The organism is Gilliamella sp. App4-10, assembly GCF_001690495.1.
In the GTDB taxonomy this organism is placed as follows: domain Bacteria; phylum Pseudomonadota; class Gammaproteobacteria; order Enterobacterales; family Orbaceae; genus Gilliamella; species Gilliamella apicola_G.
Genome location: NZ_LZGS01000026.1, coordinates 1 through 17713 on the forward strand (window position 1 = coordinate 1; position 17713 = coordinate 17713).

20 protein-coding genes are annotated in these 17713 nt (G+C 35.6%); 4 read left to right on the top strand and 16 right to left on the bottom strand.

The window, feature by feature from the left end:
* The 3 genes from tuf to A9G23_RS03950 all read left to right on the top strand — a co-directional run.
* Positions 1-917 (top strand): elongation factor Tu (gene tuf / locus A9G23_RS03940; protein ID WP_065586380.1); only part of this gene is annotated, 917 nt, incomplete at its 5' end.
* A gap of 468 nt (positions 918-1385) precedes the next feature.
* Complete coding sequence (locus A9G23_RS03945) at positions 1386-2348, top strand: aldo/keto reductase (protein ID WP_065586381.1); 963 nt, start codon at positions 1386-1388, stop codon at positions 2346-2348.
* Between the two features lie 203 nt (positions 2349-2551).
* Positions 2552-2887 (top strand): zinc ribbon domain-containing protein YjdM, encoded by a 336-nt coding sequence (locus A9G23_RS03950; RefSeq protein ID WP_065586382.1) that lies wholly within the window; start codon positions 2552-2554, stop codon positions 2885-2887.
* A 770-nt stretch (positions 2888-3657) separates the two neighbouring features.
* On the opposite strand, the gene fliR is transcribed toward A9G23_RS03950, so the two are convergent.
* The 13 genes from fliR to fliF form a co-directional block, all read right to left on the bottom strand.
* Positions 3658-4452 carry a flagellar biosynthetic protein FliR gene (fliR, locus tag A9G23_RS03955; RefSeq protein WP_065586383.1) on the bottom strand — a complete coding sequence of 265 codons (795 nt, stop codon included), beginning with the start codon at positions 4450-4452 and terminating at the stop codon, positions 3658-3660.
* A gap of 5 nt (positions 4453-4457) precedes the next feature.
* Positions 4458-4727, bottom strand: coding sequence for a flagellar biosynthesis protein FliQ (gene fliQ, locus A9G23_RS03960; RefSeq protein WP_065586384.1), 270 nt, complete (start codon positions 4725-4727; stop codon positions 4458-4460).
* Positions 4728-4735: 8 nt separating this feature from the next.
* Positions 4736-5473, bottom strand: a complete 738-nt coding sequence (fliP, locus tag A9G23_RS03965; RefSeq protein WP_065586385.1) for a flagellar type III secretion system pore protein FliP — start codon at positions 5471-5473, stop codon at positions 4736-4738.
* Between the two features lie 6 nt (positions 5474-5479).
* Positions 5480-5917 (bottom strand): flagellar biosynthetic protein FliO, encoded by a 438-nt coding sequence (gene fliO, locus A9G23_RS03970; RefSeq protein WP_065586386.1) that lies wholly within the window; start codon positions 5915-5917, stop codon positions 5480-5482.
* Positions 5917-6297, bottom strand: a complete 381-nt coding sequence (fliN, locus tag A9G23_RS03975; RefSeq protein WP_065586387.1) for a flagellar motor switch protein FliN — start codon at positions 6295-6297, stop codon at positions 5917-5919. The genes fliO and fliN overlap by 1 nt, the downstream gene beginning before the upstream one ends.
* Entirely contained in the window at positions 6290-7339 is a 1050-nt protein-coding gene (gene fliM / locus A9G23_RS03980) for a flagellar motor switch protein FliM (protein WP_065586388.1), read from the bottom strand. The genes fliN and fliM overlap by 8 nt, the downstream gene beginning before the upstream one ends.
* A gap of 5 nt (positions 7340-7344) precedes the next feature.
* Positions 7345-7812 (bottom strand): flagellar basal body-associated FliL family protein, encoded by a 468-nt coding sequence (locus A9G23_RS03985; RefSeq protein WP_065586389.1) that lies wholly within the window; start codon positions 7810-7812, stop codon positions 7345-7347.
* A gap of 171 nt (positions 7813-7983) precedes the next feature.
* A complete protein-coding gene (locus A9G23_RS03990) occupies positions 7984-9135 on the bottom strand; it encodes a flagellar hook-length control protein FliK (protein WP_065586390.1) in 1152 nt (383 codons plus the stop codon).
* On the bottom strand, positions 9125-9589 hold the full coding sequence (gene fliJ / locus A9G23_RS03995) for a flagellar export protein FliJ (protein ID WP_065586391.1): 465 nt from the start codon (positions 9587-9589) through the stop codon (positions 9125-9127). Before fliJ ends, A9G23_RS03990 begins: the two co-directional genes overlap by 11 nt.
* Before the next feature lie 9 nt (positions 9590-9598).
* Entirely contained in the window at positions 9599-10972 is a 1374-nt protein-coding gene (gene fliI, locus A9G23_RS04000) for a flagellar protein export ATPase FliI (protein ID WP_304363185.1), read from the bottom strand.
* Between the two features lies 1 nt (position 10973).
* A complete protein-coding gene (locus tag A9G23_RS04005; RefSeq protein ID WP_065586393.1) occupies positions 10974-11732 on the bottom strand; it encodes a flagellar assembly protein FliH in 759 nt (252 codons plus the stop codon).
* Complete coding sequence (gene fliG / locus A9G23_RS04010; protein ID WP_065586394.1) at positions 11725-12723, bottom strand: flagellar motor switch protein FliG; 999 nt, start codon at positions 12721-12723, stop codon at positions 11725-11727. Before fliG ends, A9G23_RS04005 begins: the two co-directional genes overlap by 8 nt.
* Positions 12720-14444, bottom strand: a complete 1725-nt coding sequence (gene fliF, locus A9G23_RS04015) for a flagellar basal-body MS-ring/collar protein FliF (protein ID WP_065586395.1) — start codon at positions 14442-14444, stop codon at positions 12720-12722. The genes fliG and fliF overlap by 4 nt, the downstream gene beginning before the upstream one ends.
* Before the next feature lie 175 nt (positions 14445-14619).
* On the opposite strand from fliF, the gene fliE reads away from it, so the two are divergent.
* Positions 14620-14928: a flagellar hook-basal body complex protein FliE gene (gene fliE, locus A9G23_RS04020; RefSeq protein ID WP_065586396.1), complete on the top strand. Its 309-nt coding sequence runs from the start codon at positions 14620-14622 to the stop codon at positions 14926-14928.
* Between the two features lie 373 nt (positions 14929-15301).
* Here the strand turns inward: fliE and A9G23_RS04025 are convergent, their stop codons facing one another.
* Genes A9G23_RS04025 through fliD form a run of 3 tightly spaced genes read right to left on the bottom strand, consistent with a single transcriptional unit; the run spans position 15302 to position 17484 of the window.
* Complete coding sequence (locus A9G23_RS04025; protein WP_065586397.1) at positions 15302-15649, bottom strand: hypothetical protein; 348 nt, start codon at positions 15647-15649, stop codon at positions 15302-15304.
* Positions 15650-15660: 11 nt separating this feature from the next.
* Positions 15661-16041 carry a flagellar export chaperone FliS gene (gene fliS, locus A9G23_RS04030; protein WP_065586398.1) on the bottom strand — a complete coding sequence of 127 codons (381 nt, stop codon included), beginning with the start codon at positions 16039-16041 and terminating at the stop codon, positions 15661-15663.
* 9 nt (positions 16042-16050) lie between these two features.
* A complete protein-coding gene (fliD, locus tag A9G23_RS04035; protein WP_081296936.1) occupies positions 16051-17484 on the bottom strand; it encodes a flagellar filament capping protein FliD in 1434 nt (477 codons plus the stop codon).
* Positions 17485-17713 lie beyond the last annotated feature (229 nt).

Consider the following 17713-nt stretch of genomic DNA (forward strand, 5'->3'; position numbering starts at 1 on the left):
AAAACATGATCACTGGTGCGGCACAAATGGACGGTGCTATCTTAGTCGTAGCAGCAACTGATGGACCTATGCCACAAACTCGTGAGCACATTCTTTTAGGTCGTCAAGTAGGTGTTCCTTACATCATCGTATTCTTAAACAAATGCGATATGGTTGATGACGAAGAGTTATTAGAATTAGTTGAAATGGAAGTACGTGAGCTTCTATCTCAATATGATTTCCCAGGTGATGACACACCAGTCATTCGTGGTTCTGCACTGAAAGCGTTAGAAGGCGAAGCAGCATGGGAAGACAAAATTGTTGAATTAGCTGAAGCATTAGATAGCTATATTCCAGAGCCAGAGCGTGATATCGACAAACCATTCTTATTACCAATTGAAGACGTATTCTCAATTTCAGGTCGTGGTACAGTAGTAACTGGTCGTGTTGAGCGCGGTGTAATCAAAGTTGGTGAAGAAGTTGAAATTGTTGGTATCAAGCCAACCGCTAAAACAACTTGTACTGGTGTTGAAATGTTCCGTAAATTACTTGACGAAGGTCGTGCGGGTGAAAACGTTGGTGTATTACTACGTGGTACAAAACGTGAAGAAATCGAACGTGGTCAAGTTCTTGCAAAACCAGGTTCAATCACTCCACATACTGATTTCGAATCAGAAGTGTATATCTTAAGCAAAGATGAAGGTGGACGTCATACACCATTCTTCAAAGGTTACCGTCCACAGTTCTACTTCCGTACAACTGACGTAACAGGTACTATCGAATTACCAGAAGGCGTAGAGATGGTAATGCCTGGTGATAACATCAAAATGACAGTATCATTAATTCACCCAATCGCGATGGCTGAAGGTTTACGTTTTGCGATTCGTGAAGGTGGTCGTACTGTTGGTGCAGGTGTTGTTGCTAAAGTTATTAAGTAATTTAACTTGCTATCATAAAGCGCAGCTATTGATACGCTTTATCATCAGTAAAAAAGGTGCACTTTGTGCACCTTTTTTATTTTCTAATCAATGATTTCATATATATTTAAATCAAATTAGCCAAATCACTCAGTCATATTGGCTTCTTCAAGTATTAAAACATTCACTATTAAAATATTACCGTTAACACAATACCATTTTAGATTATTACATTAAATATCAATCCATATTTTGCTGGTTTATCTAATATCAATTTTTGCGATTTGGTTGATAATCAAAAGTAATTTAACTCATTACTATAGTACTTAAACCTATTATTAGTGAATTTAATTCATGATACTATCAACCAATACCTTATTTATCTCAATAAATATAGCGTTTAAAATAATTTAATCAATGTGTGTTATTAGCTGGTTATTAGAAGAATAATATTTATTCATACTCATTTATTATAATAAGGAGGATTTTATGGAATATTTACATCTTGGCAATTCTGATATTCAAGTATCTCGCTTTTGTTTAGGATGCATGAGTTTTGGTGACCCAGCCAGTAAAATGCATGCATGGACTCTTAATCCCGACGAAAGTGAAGCAATTATCAAACATGCGCTAGATTTAGGCATTAATTTTATTGATACTGCCAATACATATTCAGCAGGCACAAGCGAAGAATATGTAGGGCGAGCGATAAAAAAAAATATAGCACGCGAAAAAGTTATTCTTGCAACTAAAGTCTATTTTAATGAGGGACATCTTTCGAAAACCGCTATTGATAAAGAAATTAATGGATCTCTTAAACGTCTTGGCACAGACTATATAGATTTATATATCATTCATCGCTTTGACTATACAACACCAATCGAAGAGACAATGGAAGCATTACATAATCTTGTCAAAGCAGGAAAAGTCAGAGCATTAGGGGCTTCAGCCATGTATGGATACCAATTTTATAACTTACAACTTGCGGCTAAGCAAAATGGTTGGACGCCTTTTGTTTCGATGCAAAATCACTATAACTTACTGTATCGTGAAGATGAGCGTGAATTAATTCCTATCTGCCAACAATTCAATGTGTCACTGACCCCATATAGCCCTTTGGCTGCTGGTAGACTGGCTCGTGTAGAATGGCAAACCCATACATTACGCAGTAAAACAGATAAGGTCGCTATTGCCAAATATGATAGTACACAAAAACTGGATGCTAATATTGTACAAAGAGTCAACGAGCTTGCCGGAAAATATGGTGTGACAATGACTCAAGTAGCATTAGCTTGGCAATTTGCTAAAGGGATCACCGCACCAATTATTGGCGCAACTAAAACCAAGTATTTAGATGATGCTGTTGGCGCACTGAAGATCTCATTATCGAAAGAGGATATCATATATTTAGAAGAGCAATACATGCCACATCGTATTGTTGGTGCGCTTTAGCTATTATTCTAACCTAATCGGGTAACATCAGTATTGCTTGATTTAAAACTGTATCTATAAAGCCATGTTGTTACCCTTAATAGTAAAGGATATGCAAAGCAAAACATAGCTTAATAGAAACTAAGCTGTGAACGCAATGACTTAATAGCGTTTTTTTGCTATAGTAAGCGCCATTTTTATTTAATTTGGAAGAATTATAAACTATGGAATCTATCCCTAATTGCCCAGTTTGCCAATCTGAACATACTTATCATGATGGTTCGTTTTATGTTTGCCCTGAATGTGCCCATGAATGGGATCCAAACGAAGTTGTATCTACTGATGCGGGATTACAAGTAAAAGACAGTAATGGGAATTTGCTTGCCGATGGCGACGATATTATTTTGATTAAAGATCTGAAATTAAAAGGATCTTCAACAGTATTAAAAAAAGGAGCTAAAGCCAAAGGTATTCGTTTAGTCGAAGGCGATCACGAAATCGATTGCAAAATTGACGGTATGAAAATTATGCTTAAAGCCTGCTTTGTTAAAAAGGCTTAATTAAAAAGCCCCGTTAAATACTCTATTAAAACTGATAAGATCCGCATTAATAGAGTATTTAGTTTTAGATATGGCTTAATATGCTTTATTACACAATAAAAAACAGTCAGGTAGCACATTGATTTTACTTAAGTTTTTATTTAGCTGTTTTTGTGTATTTATAACTAAATCAATATGTTATAACATAAACCTCTCTCAATAGCCACAAAAAGCAAGTACAAATTACATCGGTACTTGGCAAACATTTTCTGTGGTTTGCGAGCAAATATAACAATATTGTTCGATTTGATTATTGATGACGTTGAAGAAAGAGTGCTTTGTGAGACCGACCTAATAGCAATCTTTCATATTCATTATTAGCCTATTTTATTATGCGGTCTCATTGCTCCTCGGCATCATTAAGCCGAAAAATAAGTGTTAATAAGCCTTCTGACTTTATTATGAAGCAAATAAAGTTGAGCCTTTGAAAATCATGCTTTTTCAAAGGCTATATAGAAAAATGCAATAACCCGTGACCTCATTTCAAAATCAGTTTCATCGTTAAGTAAAGCGAGTCTTTCTGCCTACTTTATTAATTCTTGTTCTTTGCTTATAGTCAATTTCTTATCTATCATAATTCAGAAAGCCAATCATTAGGATAATAAATAAGACTTGCTGTCGGTTGCTTAGTTTATCATTGATCATTTTCTAAATAAATTAACGTTCAACGAAGAATAGTTAGTATTAAACATCTAATAATAATAATTTAAGGATTTTTTTGATCGCAAGTATCAATGAGTTAAATACCACAACATGTTAGCAATGCGCTCAAATATTTGTTCAAAAATAAATTCTGAAAATGTCGGTAGCGTTGTAATTAAGTAAGTTAGCATAAGCAAGCCTAATAATAGTGTCACCGGATAGCCAACGACAAATATCGATAGCTGTGGTGTCATTCTATTAAGTAGCCCCAATGATATGTTGATGGTTAATAGTAAAGTCATTAAGGGGAGTGCTAACATAATACCATTGATAAATAATAGCTTACTGGCATCAATGAGTGCTAAATATCCGTTTGCGGGTAATGGCATCACGACAATTGGAATGATGTCAAAACTATTTGATATACCATATAAAAGCCATAAATGACCGTCCACACTCAAAAATATTAATAGAGCAATGATGTTAATTAAGCGTGACAATACTGATGTGGATGGGCCGCCAATAGGGTCAAAAAAAGTCGCCATGCCCAGCCCCATTTGCATGCCAATTAATTCACCCGAAAATCGCACTGTCATAAATGCCAACTGCATGGTAAAACCAATTAGCGCGCCAATCATTATTTGCTGCGCAATAATCCATATTCCTATAAGAGAGTATATTTTGATATTGTCATCGAGATGAGGAAGTGGCAGTACAATCGCAATCAGCAGTGCCAAGCCAATTTTAACGCGATTGGGGATTTCTTTTTCGCCAAAAATAGGCGCTACCATGATCAACGCTAAAATACGAACAAAAGGAAAAAAGCAGTCCCTAACCCAAGAAAAGAAATCAATATTAAAGAAACTGTTGATATCAAATTCCATTACTTTTAACTAGTTAAGTTAGGAATGTCAGTGATAACGGTTTGGATATAGTCGATCATGGTTGATAGCATGGATGGACCCCATATTATCAAAACCACAATAACCACTATGATCTTGGGAATAAATGATAATGTCATTTCGTTAATTTGCGTTGCTGCTTGTAATAAGCTAATGATTAACCCTGTTACTAATGCCGCTAACAGTAATGGTCCTGCTAGTGATACAGTGACTTTTATTGCTTGTATTGCTAAGGTGCTAATATATTCAGGTGACATAGTACGACTCAACTAAAAAAGCTTTGCGCTAGCGAGCCAAGTAATAAGTGCCAACCATCTGCCAATACAAATAACATTAATTTAAATGGCAGTGATACTGTTGCCGGTGGCACCATCATCATACCTAATGCCATAAGCGTACTGGCTACCACGAGGTCAATGACTAAGAAAGGAATAAAAATGGTAAAACCGATTTGAAACGCTGTTTTTAATTCACTCACCACAAAAGCGGGAACGAGCACTCTTAAAGGAATATCTTCACGTGTTTGAATATCATTTTGATGAGACATATTAACAAATAACGCTAGGTCGTTTTCGCGCGTTTGGGTAAGCATAAATTCTTTCAATGGCTTTGTTGCTTTGGTTAAACCTTCTTGCATAGTGATTTGATTTTGCGAATAAGGCACATAAGCGTCTTGATAAATGTTATCAATTACCGGCGACATAATAAAAAAGGTCATAAACAGTGCAATACCCAAAATAACCTGATTGGGTGGTGCTGATTGTGTACCAAGGGCATTACGTAACAGACCTAACACAATGATGATACGCGTAAAGCTGGTCATCAAGAGTAATATGGCCGGTATAAAGGTCAGTAAGGTCAAAAAGACTAATGTCTCAACCGGTAAAGACCAACTTTGCCCACCGCTCAGGGGCTGGTTCATGACGGATAATACGGGAATTTCAGCATTAACCGATAGGCTACACAACAATAAGCTTAGCAAAATAGTTAAATTTAACCGCATTTGTTGTTACTCCTTTTTCAGTTTTAAAACGGATTGTAATATCTGCTGAAATGCATGACTTTTCGTTAGATTTTTATCTGTCGCATTTTGCGCAAGTAACATTTTGCTACGTTGTTCATTGATGGTATGTAACAGTGTCATTTGTTGAGGAGTAATACCCACCACTAATAGTTGGTTATCGACATGAACCAGTATAATACGTTCTTTAGGCGTAATACTGTATGTGGCTTTGACATCAATCCATTGATCGGATGTTTTTTTCCAACCCATTCGTTTGGCAAACCACCCTAACAATAGAATAAAACCGAGGACCACAACAAGCATCAATCCCATTGATGATCCAACTTTGGTGTAAATATTTAAATCAGTAGGCGACGCCGATAAGGTATTCGTGTTGATTGCACCAACCGTAGGTTGAGCCAAATTAGTTTGCTTTATTGTCATTAACGACTCAATCTTCTTACACGCTCCGATGGGGTAATAATATCGGTGATGCGCACACCATAGTTATCACCAACCACCACAATTTCGCCTTGGGCGATTAAATAACCGTTAATTAATATATCCAATGGCTCACCCGCAAGTCCATCTAATGCAATTACCGACCCTTGGGTTAGATTTAACAGATCTTTAATGGCTATTTTGGTTCGACCAAGCTCGACACTTAATTCAACTGGAATGTCTAATATAAGATTAATATCTTGCTTTTTATCTTCATTTTGTTGTGGAGATAATGTCTCAAAAATAGCTTCTTTAGTGATAAGCTCATCACTCGCTACTTTTGTTTCTTGGTTTTCATCGTTATTTGGTTTGATGTCAGTCATTGAACACTCCCTCATTCAATTGTTCTATCACAGGATTAATGACCTGTTCTACTTGAATTGCATATTGTTTATTTACTTTACCGTAATGACCTTTTAATACCGGTACGCCACCGACTGTTACATCTAAATTTGTTGGTTTATCGATCACTAAAATATCATCAACTTTTAAGGCTAACAGTTTAGCAACGGTTGTGTGAATATGGGTAAAGTTGGCAACTAATTCGACCGTTGATTGTTTGATCCCACTAGTTAATGAACTCATCCAAACCTTATCATCTTGATAAGTCTGCTGCTCGACAGGTGGTTTGATTAATAACTCTTTGATTGGCTCGACCATAGAATAAGGGATACAAACGCAAAATGTTGCTTTGCTATGACCCACTTCAACTTTAAAATTGGTTGTTAACACGACATCGTCAGGTGAACTAGTAATGTTGGTAAATTTACTTTGCATTTCAGAACGAATATATTCGGTTTCAATTGCATAAATATCAGCCCATGCATTTTGATAAATAACTAATGCTAACTCCAATACTCGTTTAATGATTTGTTGTTCAGTGTGGGTAAATTCACGCCCTTGAGTTTCAATGTTAGATGTATGTCCATCCCCCCCAAATAATGAATCTACGATAATAAAAACTAATTCAGGTGAAAACGAAAATAAGCTCGAACCTCTTAATGGGTTAAGGTGCACTAGATTTAAATGGTTTGCCGATGAAATATCAGAAAACTCTTTGAATGTTTGTGGTTCAATGGGTGATGCAACTACATCCGTATTACGACGTAATCGGTTGAATAAACCAATTCGAAACTGACGAGCAAAACGTTCATTAATAATTTCTAACGCAGTTAAACGCTCAGGAATAAAGCGATGTTTGACCGATAGATCATAGGGTTTAACGTCGGCTTTTTTCCCGGAAGGTAACGAGACAACGGAAGCATCGATATTGTCATCATCTTCAGCTATCAAAAAACTTTCAGATTTTTGTGCTACGTCATCCTTTTCATTTATATCTGTTGTGGCTTCGATCTTATCGGGCATAATAATCACCGTATAATAAAATCAGTAAATAGAACTTCATCAACTTTTACCCAATTTTTTGCATCATATTGTCGTGATAACTTATTTTTTATCTGTTCTTGTAAATCGGTTTTCCCTGCTTCTAGTTTTAGCTTGTTGACATACTGCTTTGAAGTTAAAAGCAGCATATCATTTCTTACTTCCGGTAAATAATCTAATAACACTGTTTTTTGATCTTCATTAGCCACACGTAAAACGATGCCCATATAAATAATTTTGTTGATATCGTTATTTTCTTCTGAAACAGGTAATGAAATTGTAAATGGTTTTAATGTTAAAAATACGGGGGATAAAATTTGGGGTTCTTCTTGCTCTTTATGGGTGTTTGGTGAATGGTTTTGAAACCACAAATAAGCCGCAAAGCTTATCGCTGATAGCGTCATCAGAATAAGAATTAAATTTAAATTACTGACTTTTTTTGAGGCTGTAGGCATATTTATTCTTGTCTCTATAAAATTTAAAAAGATCTCTAATCCATTAACTGGACATGGTTACAAGAATAATAAAGCATATTTTTAAAATCGATTTGAAGAATAGGCAATAAAACATTACCTATTTATGCGCTTCAACTTATTTAAATCAAAAATTAAAAATAATGTTAATCGTTAAGCAAATATGCTAAGACCAGAATTGTGCGCACTATTTTCAACGATGATTTGCTCAACACCCACATCGGACGCATCAAGCGTTTGCACGGTCGGTATCGGGTTATTTTGTGCTTGTTGATGCATAGCGGATTGCTGTGAATCGTTCATCATCGAAAAGTCACCAATATTGGCTTGCTCTAGCATGATGCCTTGATCTTCCAATGATGTTTTTAAAAAGGGTAATGCCGATTCTAACATACCTTTAACAACACTATGCGCAGCCATCATATGAAGATTCATCTTATCGTTATTCATGGCAAGTTTAATATGCAATGATCCTAATGCCTGTGGATGTAATTTTATTTCGGCAGTTTGAATTCCTTGACGATTAAACATAATAATTTGTTCACTTAATGAAGTTTGCCATTGCATAATAGGTTGTGTTGGTAAATTTAACGTAGCTGAGGTCGCGCTAACATTGGTTGGCGATAGTAACAGGCTTTGTCCATTTGCATGAGTCAACAAAGAATGTTCTTGATTGCTATGTACTATCCCATCTTTATTGTGATTATTTGTTATAAATGGAGTTTGATGAGCCGCTAGTTTTCGCATAATATCACTGGCATTTTTCGCATTATTTTCTTGGTTAACATGAAGATTATTAACTTTACCTTTAATGCTTGCGACTTTTTTATGAGCAAGATCACCTTTTTTCGCCTTTTTATCGTTTGATAATGACATTACTTCAGTTTGTGAGGTGACTTTATTAATTACATCTTCACTGTCATAAATAGAAGTAAGTAACTGTGTTGCCTGCTCATTCATTAATGTTTCTGACGATAAATTATCGAGAGAATTAGCATTTAATATTTCAGGAATATCACTCCTTTTTTGTGAACTTGCTAAAGCTTGTTTTTCTTGTTCATAATTCTGTACATTAAAGGGATAAATGGTCGTCATAAACATATCAACATCATGGTCATTATCTTCGTGCGCATCATCGGTAACAGTTAACTTGCCATTAATTGTTTTTTTACCTTGATCTGATTGGTTTTCATTTAGTCGCAATAATTGTTGAAAGCAATCATTATTAGTTGTTAAATCTGTTCCAACTCGCACTGATTGATGAGTAGTGGTAAGGTTCAAATCATTCATAAGATTAATATTCATTTAATGCTCTCCTTGCGAGTTGTAACTGTGCAAATTCATCTGTCAGTTTTTGTTGTAAACGATTTTGTTGTTGTTGCTGTTTTTTATATTGCTTGTCTAATAGTGTTGTATAGGTATTTAAGCTTTTTTGCGATTGATTAAGTTGATTGGTGATTTGCTTTTGCTTAATATCCAACGTTAACAATACTTTTTGCTGTTGCGCAATGCCTTGCTCAATAGTTGAAATAAAAGCATTAAAATTATTCAACTCACCACCTTTAATACCACGAGATAAAGCGTTATTTAATTTTTGTTGATACTCGGCATAATAGTCATTTAATACATGCAGTTGCGATTGTGCATGACGGTGATTTTCATGCGCTTTTTTTAACTTAATTAACGTCTCATCGACCGATTTTTTTGCTAGTTTTTTTAATGTTAAAAACGCAAATTGCCCAGAATTTTTATTTGCCATTACGCTTTCCTAACTCGTTAATGTTGGTTCGACAATACTCACTAATTGTTGATAAGCATCTTGATAGCTACAATGTGCATTAATACTTTGCTGTAAAAATTTTTGCATGGCAGGAAACAATACTATCGCCCTATCCAATAAAGGATCAGTCCCCGTTACATAAGCCCCCACATTGATCAAATCGCGGTTTCGTTGAAAGCTTGAAAACAATTGTTTAAATAATCGGGATTTTTTTTCATCTTCAGGCGCAGTAAGATCGGTCATCACCCGACTGATTGAAGCTTCAATATCAATGGCTGGGTAATGCCCAGACTCAGCAAGCGAGCGAGATAAAACAATATGCCCATCTAAAATCGCTCGGGCCGAATCGGCAATCGGATCTTGTTGATCATCACCTTCTGTCAATACCGTATAAAATGCCGTAATGGAACCTTTTCCATTTTCATCATTACCCGCTCTTTCAACTAATGCGGGTAATTTGGCAAAGACCGACGGAGGATAGCCTTTCGTTGCTGGGGGTTCCCCTATCGCTAAAGCAATTTCGCGTTGTGCCATTGCATAACGCGTTAAAGAGTCCATAATAAGTAAAACGTTAAACCCTTTATCGCGAAAGTTTTCGGCAATTTTTGTTGCATACGCAGCACCTTGTAAGCGCAATAATGGCGACACATCGGCGGGAGCTGCCACCACAACCGCTCGAGCCAATCCTGCTTCGCCTAAAATATTTTCAATAAAATCTTTAACTTCTCGCCCACGTTCACCAATCAGACCGACAACAATAATATCCGCTTGTGTGTAGCGTGCCATCATGCCAAGCAAGACACTTTTGCCAACCCCTGATCCTGCAAATAAGCCCATTCTTTGCCCTTTACCAACCGTTAGCAAAGCATTTATGGCTCTGACGCCAACATCAAGTACCTGATGAACAGGGGTACGTTTTAAGGGATTAATCGCTTTATGAGATAATCCTTCAAACTCAACCTGCTCAGATAGCGGTTTACCATCTAACGGTTTCCCCATAGCATCAACCACTCGACCTAATAGGCTCATTCCCATGGGTAAGACTTTATGACTAAAGTGCGTTAGATCATATTGCTTAGTATAGACGCGTGCGCCTAATAAAATACCGTCCGTTGATTCAAACGGCATTAAATAAAGTGTTTTATCATTAAAGCCAACCACTTCGCACTCAACTGCCTCCGTTTGACCATTAGTTTGTCGTTCAACCAAGCAGTTAGATCCCAAAGGTAATTTTAATCCAACAGCTTCAAGCACCAATCCGGATGCTTTAACTAAGCGTCCGTATTGGCGAATTAATGATAGTGATTCAAGTTGTTGTGTAGCTTGGTCAATTTTACTTAGCCATTGTGAAGAATATTTCACGTTAATAATCATCCTTTTTTAGGCTATCAGATATTATTTGCCAGTGGTCATTGATATTGGCATCAATTTCATTAGTATCGGTTATAATTTTGCAACCGCCTATTTCAATGTTAGGATCGGCAATGAATTGCCATTGTTCTTGCTGATTTTCTTCATTCAATAGGGGTTCTAACCATTGCAAATCAGTAGGATTAAGATGTAACGATATCGGTTCTGATAAAATTGGGCACTGCTCAACTAATGTTTGTATGGTATGGCTTAACTGTTTTTGTTTTACTTTAGCCATGCTGCCTACTGTTTTTTGTGCCGCAATTAACGCCAAATCAAACAATTTAGGTACAATTAACTCATCAATATCATTAATTGATTGCTGAAAATTACTGACTAAATCCGTTATAGCATGAACGGCTTTATGTTTTTCATCATTAAGCTGCCGTTCAATCTGTTCACGTCCCTCCTGTTGTCCCAGGCGATATCCTTGTTCATAGCCAGCTTGTTTACCTTCTTCAAAGCCTTCAGATCGACCTAAATTAAACCCTTCTTGGTAGGCTTTAGCTTCAATCTCCTGCTTTAACTGCTCCAGTGTTTGTTCGATCTCGTTAGGTTCAATGGGTTCATACTCAAAATTAGGAGCAGACGTTGATTCACTAACCTCTGGTTGCTCAATCTCATTGCTTTGGCTTAATTCTGATAGCTTAGATGGTGTTAAATCCCGGAAACTGAGTGGCTCCCAATCTAATCTATCGGGCTGATTATACATATTCATCATCACCACTAGTTAGAATCATTTCACCGCTTTCAGCTAATCGACGAGCAATAGCCAGAATTTTCTTCTGTTCAGTTTCTACTTGAGATAAACGTACAGGCGGCCTATTTTCTAAATCTTCACGTAAAATAGATGCTGCTCGCTGTGACATATTACTCAATAGTTTGTCACGTAATTCAACTGATGCTCCTTTCAATGCGATAATCAATATTTCATTATCGACTTCTTTAAGTAAGCGTTGAATACTTCTGTCATCCACGTCAACCAGATTTTCAAACAAGAACATTTCATCAATAATTTTTTGCGTTAACTCTCCATCATAATCACGCAATGCATTAATAACCTGCTCTTCTTGTTGTGTTTTCATTAAGTTAATAATTTCTGCCGCAGTACGTATTCCACCAAGATTATTCAGTTTGATATTTTGACCATGTAATAATGTCGATAATGAAGATGAGAGTAATTGCAGAGCAGAAGGCTCAACCCCACCAAAAGTTGCAATACGTAGCATGACATCGTTACGCAATTCATCATCAAACAGATTTAAAATTTCTGCTGCTAAATCACGATTTAAATGAACTAAAATAGTCGCAATGATTTGTGGATGTTCTTTTTTGACCAGATCAACGGCTCTTGTTGCATCAACATAGTTGAGCATTTCAAGACCATCGGTTGCTTCTTCTTGATCAGTAGATAATAGTTCATCAAGTAAACGTTCAGCTTTTTCACTACCCAGTGATCGACCTAATATTGAACGTAAATAGCCATTTGGATCGGTATTTAAAACCGCACATTCTTCAAGAGCAACTTGGCACTCGTTAAGTATACCTTTCAATTGTTCTTGAGAAAACTGAGGTAATGACATCATTGCACTACTGATTTGTTGCACCTCTTTTTGATTAAGATGTTGCATGACTTGTGCCGCAAGCCCTTCACCTAATACCATTAAAATCGCCGCCGCTTTTTGAGATTCATTTAAAATCATTGTTTAGTGTCCTCCTTATTTATCCAATTACGAATAATTAATGCCATGACACGCGGTTCTTTCTCAACAATTTTCCGTATGTGCTGTTGTTGTTGCATATTATCTTCAAATATTTTGTGCTGTTGTTTACTGTACGCTCTGTAATCTAGCTTCTCATCTACCGTTGATTGAGCATCTAACAATTCCCCTTTTTCGATAAGGAATTTACGTTGCAATTTCATCCATACTGAACGTAATACCTTACGCCACATAAACCAGAAAATGAGGATATAAATGAGATATTTAATCCCTGTTTTGGCAGTATCATAAAATTCATTGGTTTTCCAAAATGCGATATCGTCATTGTCATCAAGTGCTTGATCGGTAAATTTCAAATTCGCAACAGTTAATGTATCGCCACGTAAATCAGAAAAGCCCATTGCTTGACGCGCGAGTGCTTCAATATTTTGAAGTTCATCATTATCTAACTTTACCCATTGTTCTGTTATGGAAGATGACGGGTTGTCATTGTCATCATCTTCAGATTTAGCATTGTCTGACTCAGTTGTGACAAATTTATAATTCACCAAAACAGCAACCGATAAACGTTTAATCCGACCTTCAGGTATTTGACTGCGTATCACTTGTCTATTGACTTCAAAATTGACGGTATGATTTGATTGTAAGCTGTAATGTCCTTGTTTATCATTTTGTTCAGTCGCTTCTTTTTTTTCATCTTGTTCATCAATCGGTGCACTAGAAATTGGTACAGGTTGATTAGACAATGCACCCGGTACCCCACCTATACCATAACTTTTAGCGGATTGGCGATTTTCGACTTGTTGCTTACTGCGAATAGTTTGATTAGCAATATCGCTATTCGGGTCATAAGTTTCTGATGTTGCTTCTTGCCGACTAAAATCAATATCAGCATTCACTTGTACCTTAACATTATTTTTACCCAAGATAGGAATGATGATTTTTTCTACTCGTTCACGAACACTATTTTCAATTCGCTCACTAAATTCGAGTTGTGCGATATTGGTATTTCGATCACGATAGCCTTCGCCTGTTAACAGGCGACCATGCTGATCAATAATGGTTACTTTATCTGCTTGTAATTCTGGCACACTACTAGAGATTAAATGGATAATGGCATCAATTTGACCTTGTGATAATGAGCGACCTGGGAATAACGTTAATGCTACCGATGCTGAAGGGGATTTTCTTTCCCTGACAAATAAAGATGGCTTAGGCATTGCTAAATGCACTCTAGCATCATCAATACTACTGATAATGGATATGGTTCGAGATAATTCCCCTTCTAAAGCCCGCTGATAATTGATTTGTTCATTGAATTGGCTCATACCAAAACTTTCTTTATCGAGCAATTCAAAACCAACGGATCCACCTTTAGGCAAACCTTGTTGTGCAATACGTAATCGGGTATCGTAAACTTTATCTTGTGGAATTAAAATAGTGGAGCCAGAAGATGAAAATTGATAAGGAATATTCATCTTATCAAGCTGGCTAATAATTTCGCCACCATCTTTATCATTTAAATTACTAAACAAAACACTATAAGACTCATCTTTAGCCCATAAATAAATAAAACTGATAATCGCTATCGTAACCACACCGGCAATTAACAATGCCATTTTGGTGTTTTGTTTTAGTTGATTGACAAAAGGTAACTTATTTAAGATTGATTCACCTTTATTATTGACTGTCTGACTAGCCATAGGCACCCTGACTCTAAACTATTTAGATTAACTCTGCGCTTTATTATCCATGTATTTGACAAATTCAATGGCGAGAAAAGCGTGCAGTTTTTCCCTTACTTAAACCCTTTGCTTTTTTATTTTTATGTTAAATTTAGCGATACAGGAACAAAAGAGCTAAAAAGCAGATATCAAAATGAATACAATCAACGCATTCAATCCAATTGAACTCACTAATTTAAATGAATCAACGTCAATAACCCCAAAAACGCAGTTTGCAGATAAAAACTTTGTTTTAGAATTAAAAACCGCTTTAGATAACATCAGTCAACGACAAATACAGGCAAATAATGAAGCCAAAGCTTTTGAAATGGGAGAGGCGAATATTTCTTTGAATGAGGTCATGGTTAATATGCAAAAATCATCGGTTTCATTGCAATTTGGTATTCAAGTGCGCAATAAACTGGTTGCAGCTTATCAAGAAATTATGAATATGAATGTCTGATATAAATAGCCTATCCTAAATTTTGGTTCTTTTGCATTTACAGATAACCTTGAATTCTGGTACTCAAGGCGATAATTAATCAATTCACCGAACATTCGAAAAAACCGAAAAAATCTATTGACCGATATGATGAGAGCGATTTATTGAATTCAGAAACCAATCAAGATCTTGGCATAAATATTTGTTATCCGGTGTACAAAACCTTTTTTCAACAAATAGTAAACAATGATAAAAATTTAATCACTAAAAATTTTTAAATTACCCATAAAAGAATTCATTATTTAAAATAGAAGTGTTTGTTAAAGCTATTTAATAGCAATATTGACTTGAACCTTAACTAATGAATAAAGCTCAAGCAGATCAATTCACAAATTTACATTAAACTGGCAATTTGTTGATAACTATCTATTTTGGTCTGATAATTGACATGTTCACCAATCCATTTTCTGAGCTGGGTATGATACGCCTTCATTAATTGAGTTAATTGCTGTTGATAACTCAGTATGTTTTTAATATACATTCGAACAATGTCTTGATGTTGTAAGGACATATTTTCAATTACCGAAAAATCATCAACCAACATAATACTTTTTGATAATTGATGGTATTTCGCCTGCCAACTCAACAATAACTCCCAGTTTTCATTCTGTGCATTAATCAACATTTGTTCAACAATATAATTAAATTGTTTGTATTGTTCTAATAAGTTAATTCCTTGCATAATCGTCCTTTTTATTTTGCAATTTCACGCCAAGATTCAGCAATATTATTTAACAAATCAAAACAAGTTTGCAGTTTTTCTTGATCATTATGTAAATTGGCTAAAACTAATTGCTGTCTAATATACTGGTATAGGCGATCTAAATTTTCAGCGATTTCACCCCCTTTTTCTAAATCTAAGCAACTTTTAAGCCCATTATCAACAATATTAATCGCTTTAGAAATAGCATTACCTTTACCTACAATATTGCCTTTTTGAATATACAAGTTAGCCAATTTAATTGCATTTAGTGCTCCATCAAATAATAAAACGATTAATTGATGGGGGGATGCTTGATTAACTTGCGTTTCTAAATTCACTTGCTCATAGGCTTGAGAACCTAATTTATACATCACTTCCCTCTATTTTTTTAAGTTTGCCATCATATCAAATTGGGTAGTTAAATAATTACTCATGCTATTTAACGAGTTAATTAAAATATCCAATTGGGTAAATTGAACGCGGTAACGTTCAATGGTTTGTTCAATAGAATTGCTCACTTGTTCATGGCGTTTATCTAATGATTTTAATGTGGTATTTAATCCATTAGTTGCCGAATCAATCATACCATCACTATCAATAAATCCACTGACTTTGGCAAAAACCTCATTGGCGATCCCTGTGTTTTTGCCATCACCGGTAAACAGTGTTGCCACTGCATCACTATTTTCATTCAATGCTTTTTTTAGCTCATTTTCATTAATCGTTAACGTGCCATTCTTATCCATATTAATACCAATTTGAGCCAATACCGAATATTCACCCGATTGTCCTTTGGCAAAGATAGAACGGATACTTTGGTCAATATTGCGTAATGTCGCATCACCCACAAGTGGACCATTACTATTATTTAATTCCTTTGAATTTTTATCTTCTGTGGTGAATTTAGTTAACGTTGATATTGTTGACTGTAATTGATTAAATGCTTCGACCCATTCTTTAATGGCTTCTTCTGTTTTTTCGTTATCGGCACTTATAGTAAGATTTTGGCTGGTTGTCGTCACCTCTTTTAACGTAATATCAACGCCATCCATTACATCTTTAACGGTATTTGAGGCGCTGGTTATCGCAATACCATTAAACGAAAACTTGGCATCTTGCGCTTTTGCAACTTCAGCCATGGGGCTATTGCTCGCCTGATTAATGTCAAATCCAATAATATGGTTTAACTTATCATCATCGGATGAAATAGAGGTAATGGCTTGTTGTTCCCCCGTTTCTTTCGACGTAATCACTAATTGATAGCCATCGGTCCCCGAACGCACAATCGTCGCATTCATTGTTGAAGAACTCTCTGCTCCATCATCATTAATCACTTTAGCATTATTAATGGCGTTCGCTATTGATTCTAATGACGTCTCATCTTTCGATAAAGTCACATTCAGTTTATGACCATTAGCTTGTTCAATGGTAATGGTTCGTGTTGCATTATCATTCCCCAATTGAGTATTTTTATCCTTGATTGCCGATGTCGCAACACTATGAGATGTTGCTAATTGATCAACAGTAACAGCATAATTACCTAATGCAGCTTTGCTATTTACTTTTACCGAAAAATAATTATCATTACTTACTGCAGATCGACTTTGATATAACTCTTTTTTTTGGAGTTTTGCCGTTGCTGTATTAAACGTTGTTAATGCACTTTTTAATTTGCCAAAACCACTAATTTTGGCATTAATCGCTTTTTGCTGCATTGTAATGGGTGTTAGGCGTGTCTTTTCAGCCGCTTCTAATTGATTCAAAATTTCACCAAGATCGATTCCCGAACCTATCCCTAATGCACTCATCGCCATGATTTAGCCTACCTATAACAATTATTCACTGTTATTTATATCGGCTGGCACTTAAAAAAATTTAGTCATCATTTAACTATTTATTTAATAGGTTAAAAGAACTTTGTTTTGAATAAAAAATTATCATTAAAAAAATTCCTAATAAAAATATAATATATTGATTTACCTTGTTATTTTTATTATATTTACGACTACATATGTCTATTTTAAAAAAATAATCATTAAAAAT

Bases quoted from the DNA above. Each gene is read 5' to 3' on its own strand.
- A9G23_RS03945 (WP_065586381.1), top strand. From the start codon at position 1,386: ATGGAATATTTACATCTTGGCAATTCTGATATTCAAGTATCTCGCTTT.
- A9G23_RS03950 (WP_065586382.1), top strand. From the start codon at position 2,552: ATGGAATCTATCCCTAATTGCCCAGTTTGCCAATCTGAACATACTTAT.
- fliR (WP_065586383.1), bottom strand. From the start codon at position 4,452: ATGGAATTTGATATCAACAGTTTCTTTAATATTGATTTCTTTTCTTGG.
- fliQ (WP_065586384.1), bottom strand. From the start codon at position 4,727: ATGTCACCTGAATATATTAGCACCTTAGCAATACAAGCAATAAAAGTC.
- fliP (WP_065586385.1), bottom strand. From the start codon at position 5,473: ATGCGGTTAAATTTAACTATTTTGCTAAGCTTATTGTTGTGTAGCCTA.
- fliO (WP_065586386.1), bottom strand. From the start codon at position 5,917: ATGACAATAAAGCAAACTAATTTGGCTCAACCTACGGTTGGTGCAATC.
- fliN (WP_065586387.1), bottom strand. From the start codon at position 6,297: ATGACTGACATCAAACCAAATAACGATGAAAACCAAGAAACAAAAGTA.
- fliM (WP_065586388.1), bottom strand. From the start codon at position 7,339: ATGCCCGATAAGATCGAAGCCACAACAGATATAAATGAAAAGGATGAC.
- A9G23_RS03985 (WP_065586389.1), bottom strand. From the start codon at position 7,812: ATGCCTACAGCCTCAAAAAAAGTCAGTAATTTAAATTTAATTCTTATT.
- A9G23_RS03990 (WP_065586390.1), bottom strand. From the start codon at position 9,135: ATGAATATTAATCTTATGAATGATTTGAACCTTACCACTACTCATCAA.
- fliJ (WP_065586391.1), bottom strand. From the start codon at position 9,589: ATGGCAAATAAAAATTCTGGGCAATTTGCGTTTTTAACATTAAAAAAA.
- A9G23_RS04005 (WP_065586393.1), bottom strand. From the start codon at position 11,732: ATGTATAATCAGCCCGATAGATTAGATTGGGAGCCACTCAGTTTCCGG.
- fliG (WP_065586394.1), bottom strand. From the start codon at position 12,723: ATGATTTTAAATGAATCTCAAAAAGCGGCGGCGATTTTAATGGTATTA.
- fliF (WP_065586395.1), bottom strand. From the start codon at position 14,444: ATGGCTAGTCAGACAGTCAATAATAAAGGTGAATCAATCTTAAATAAG.
- fliE (WP_065586396.1), top strand. From the start codon at position 14,620: ATGAATACAATCAACGCATTCAATCCAATTGAACTCACTAATTTAAAT.
- A9G23_RS04025 (WP_065586397.1), bottom strand. From the start codon at position 15,649: ATGCAAGGAATTAACTTATTAGAACAATACAAACAATTTAATTATATT.
- fliS (WP_065586398.1), bottom strand. From the start codon at position 16,041: ATGTATAAATTAGGTTCTCAAGCCTATGAGCAAGTGAATTTAGAAACG.
- fliD (WP_081296936.1), bottom strand. From the start codon at position 17,484: ATGGCGATGAGTGCATTAGGGATAGGTTCGGGAATCGATCTTGGTGAA.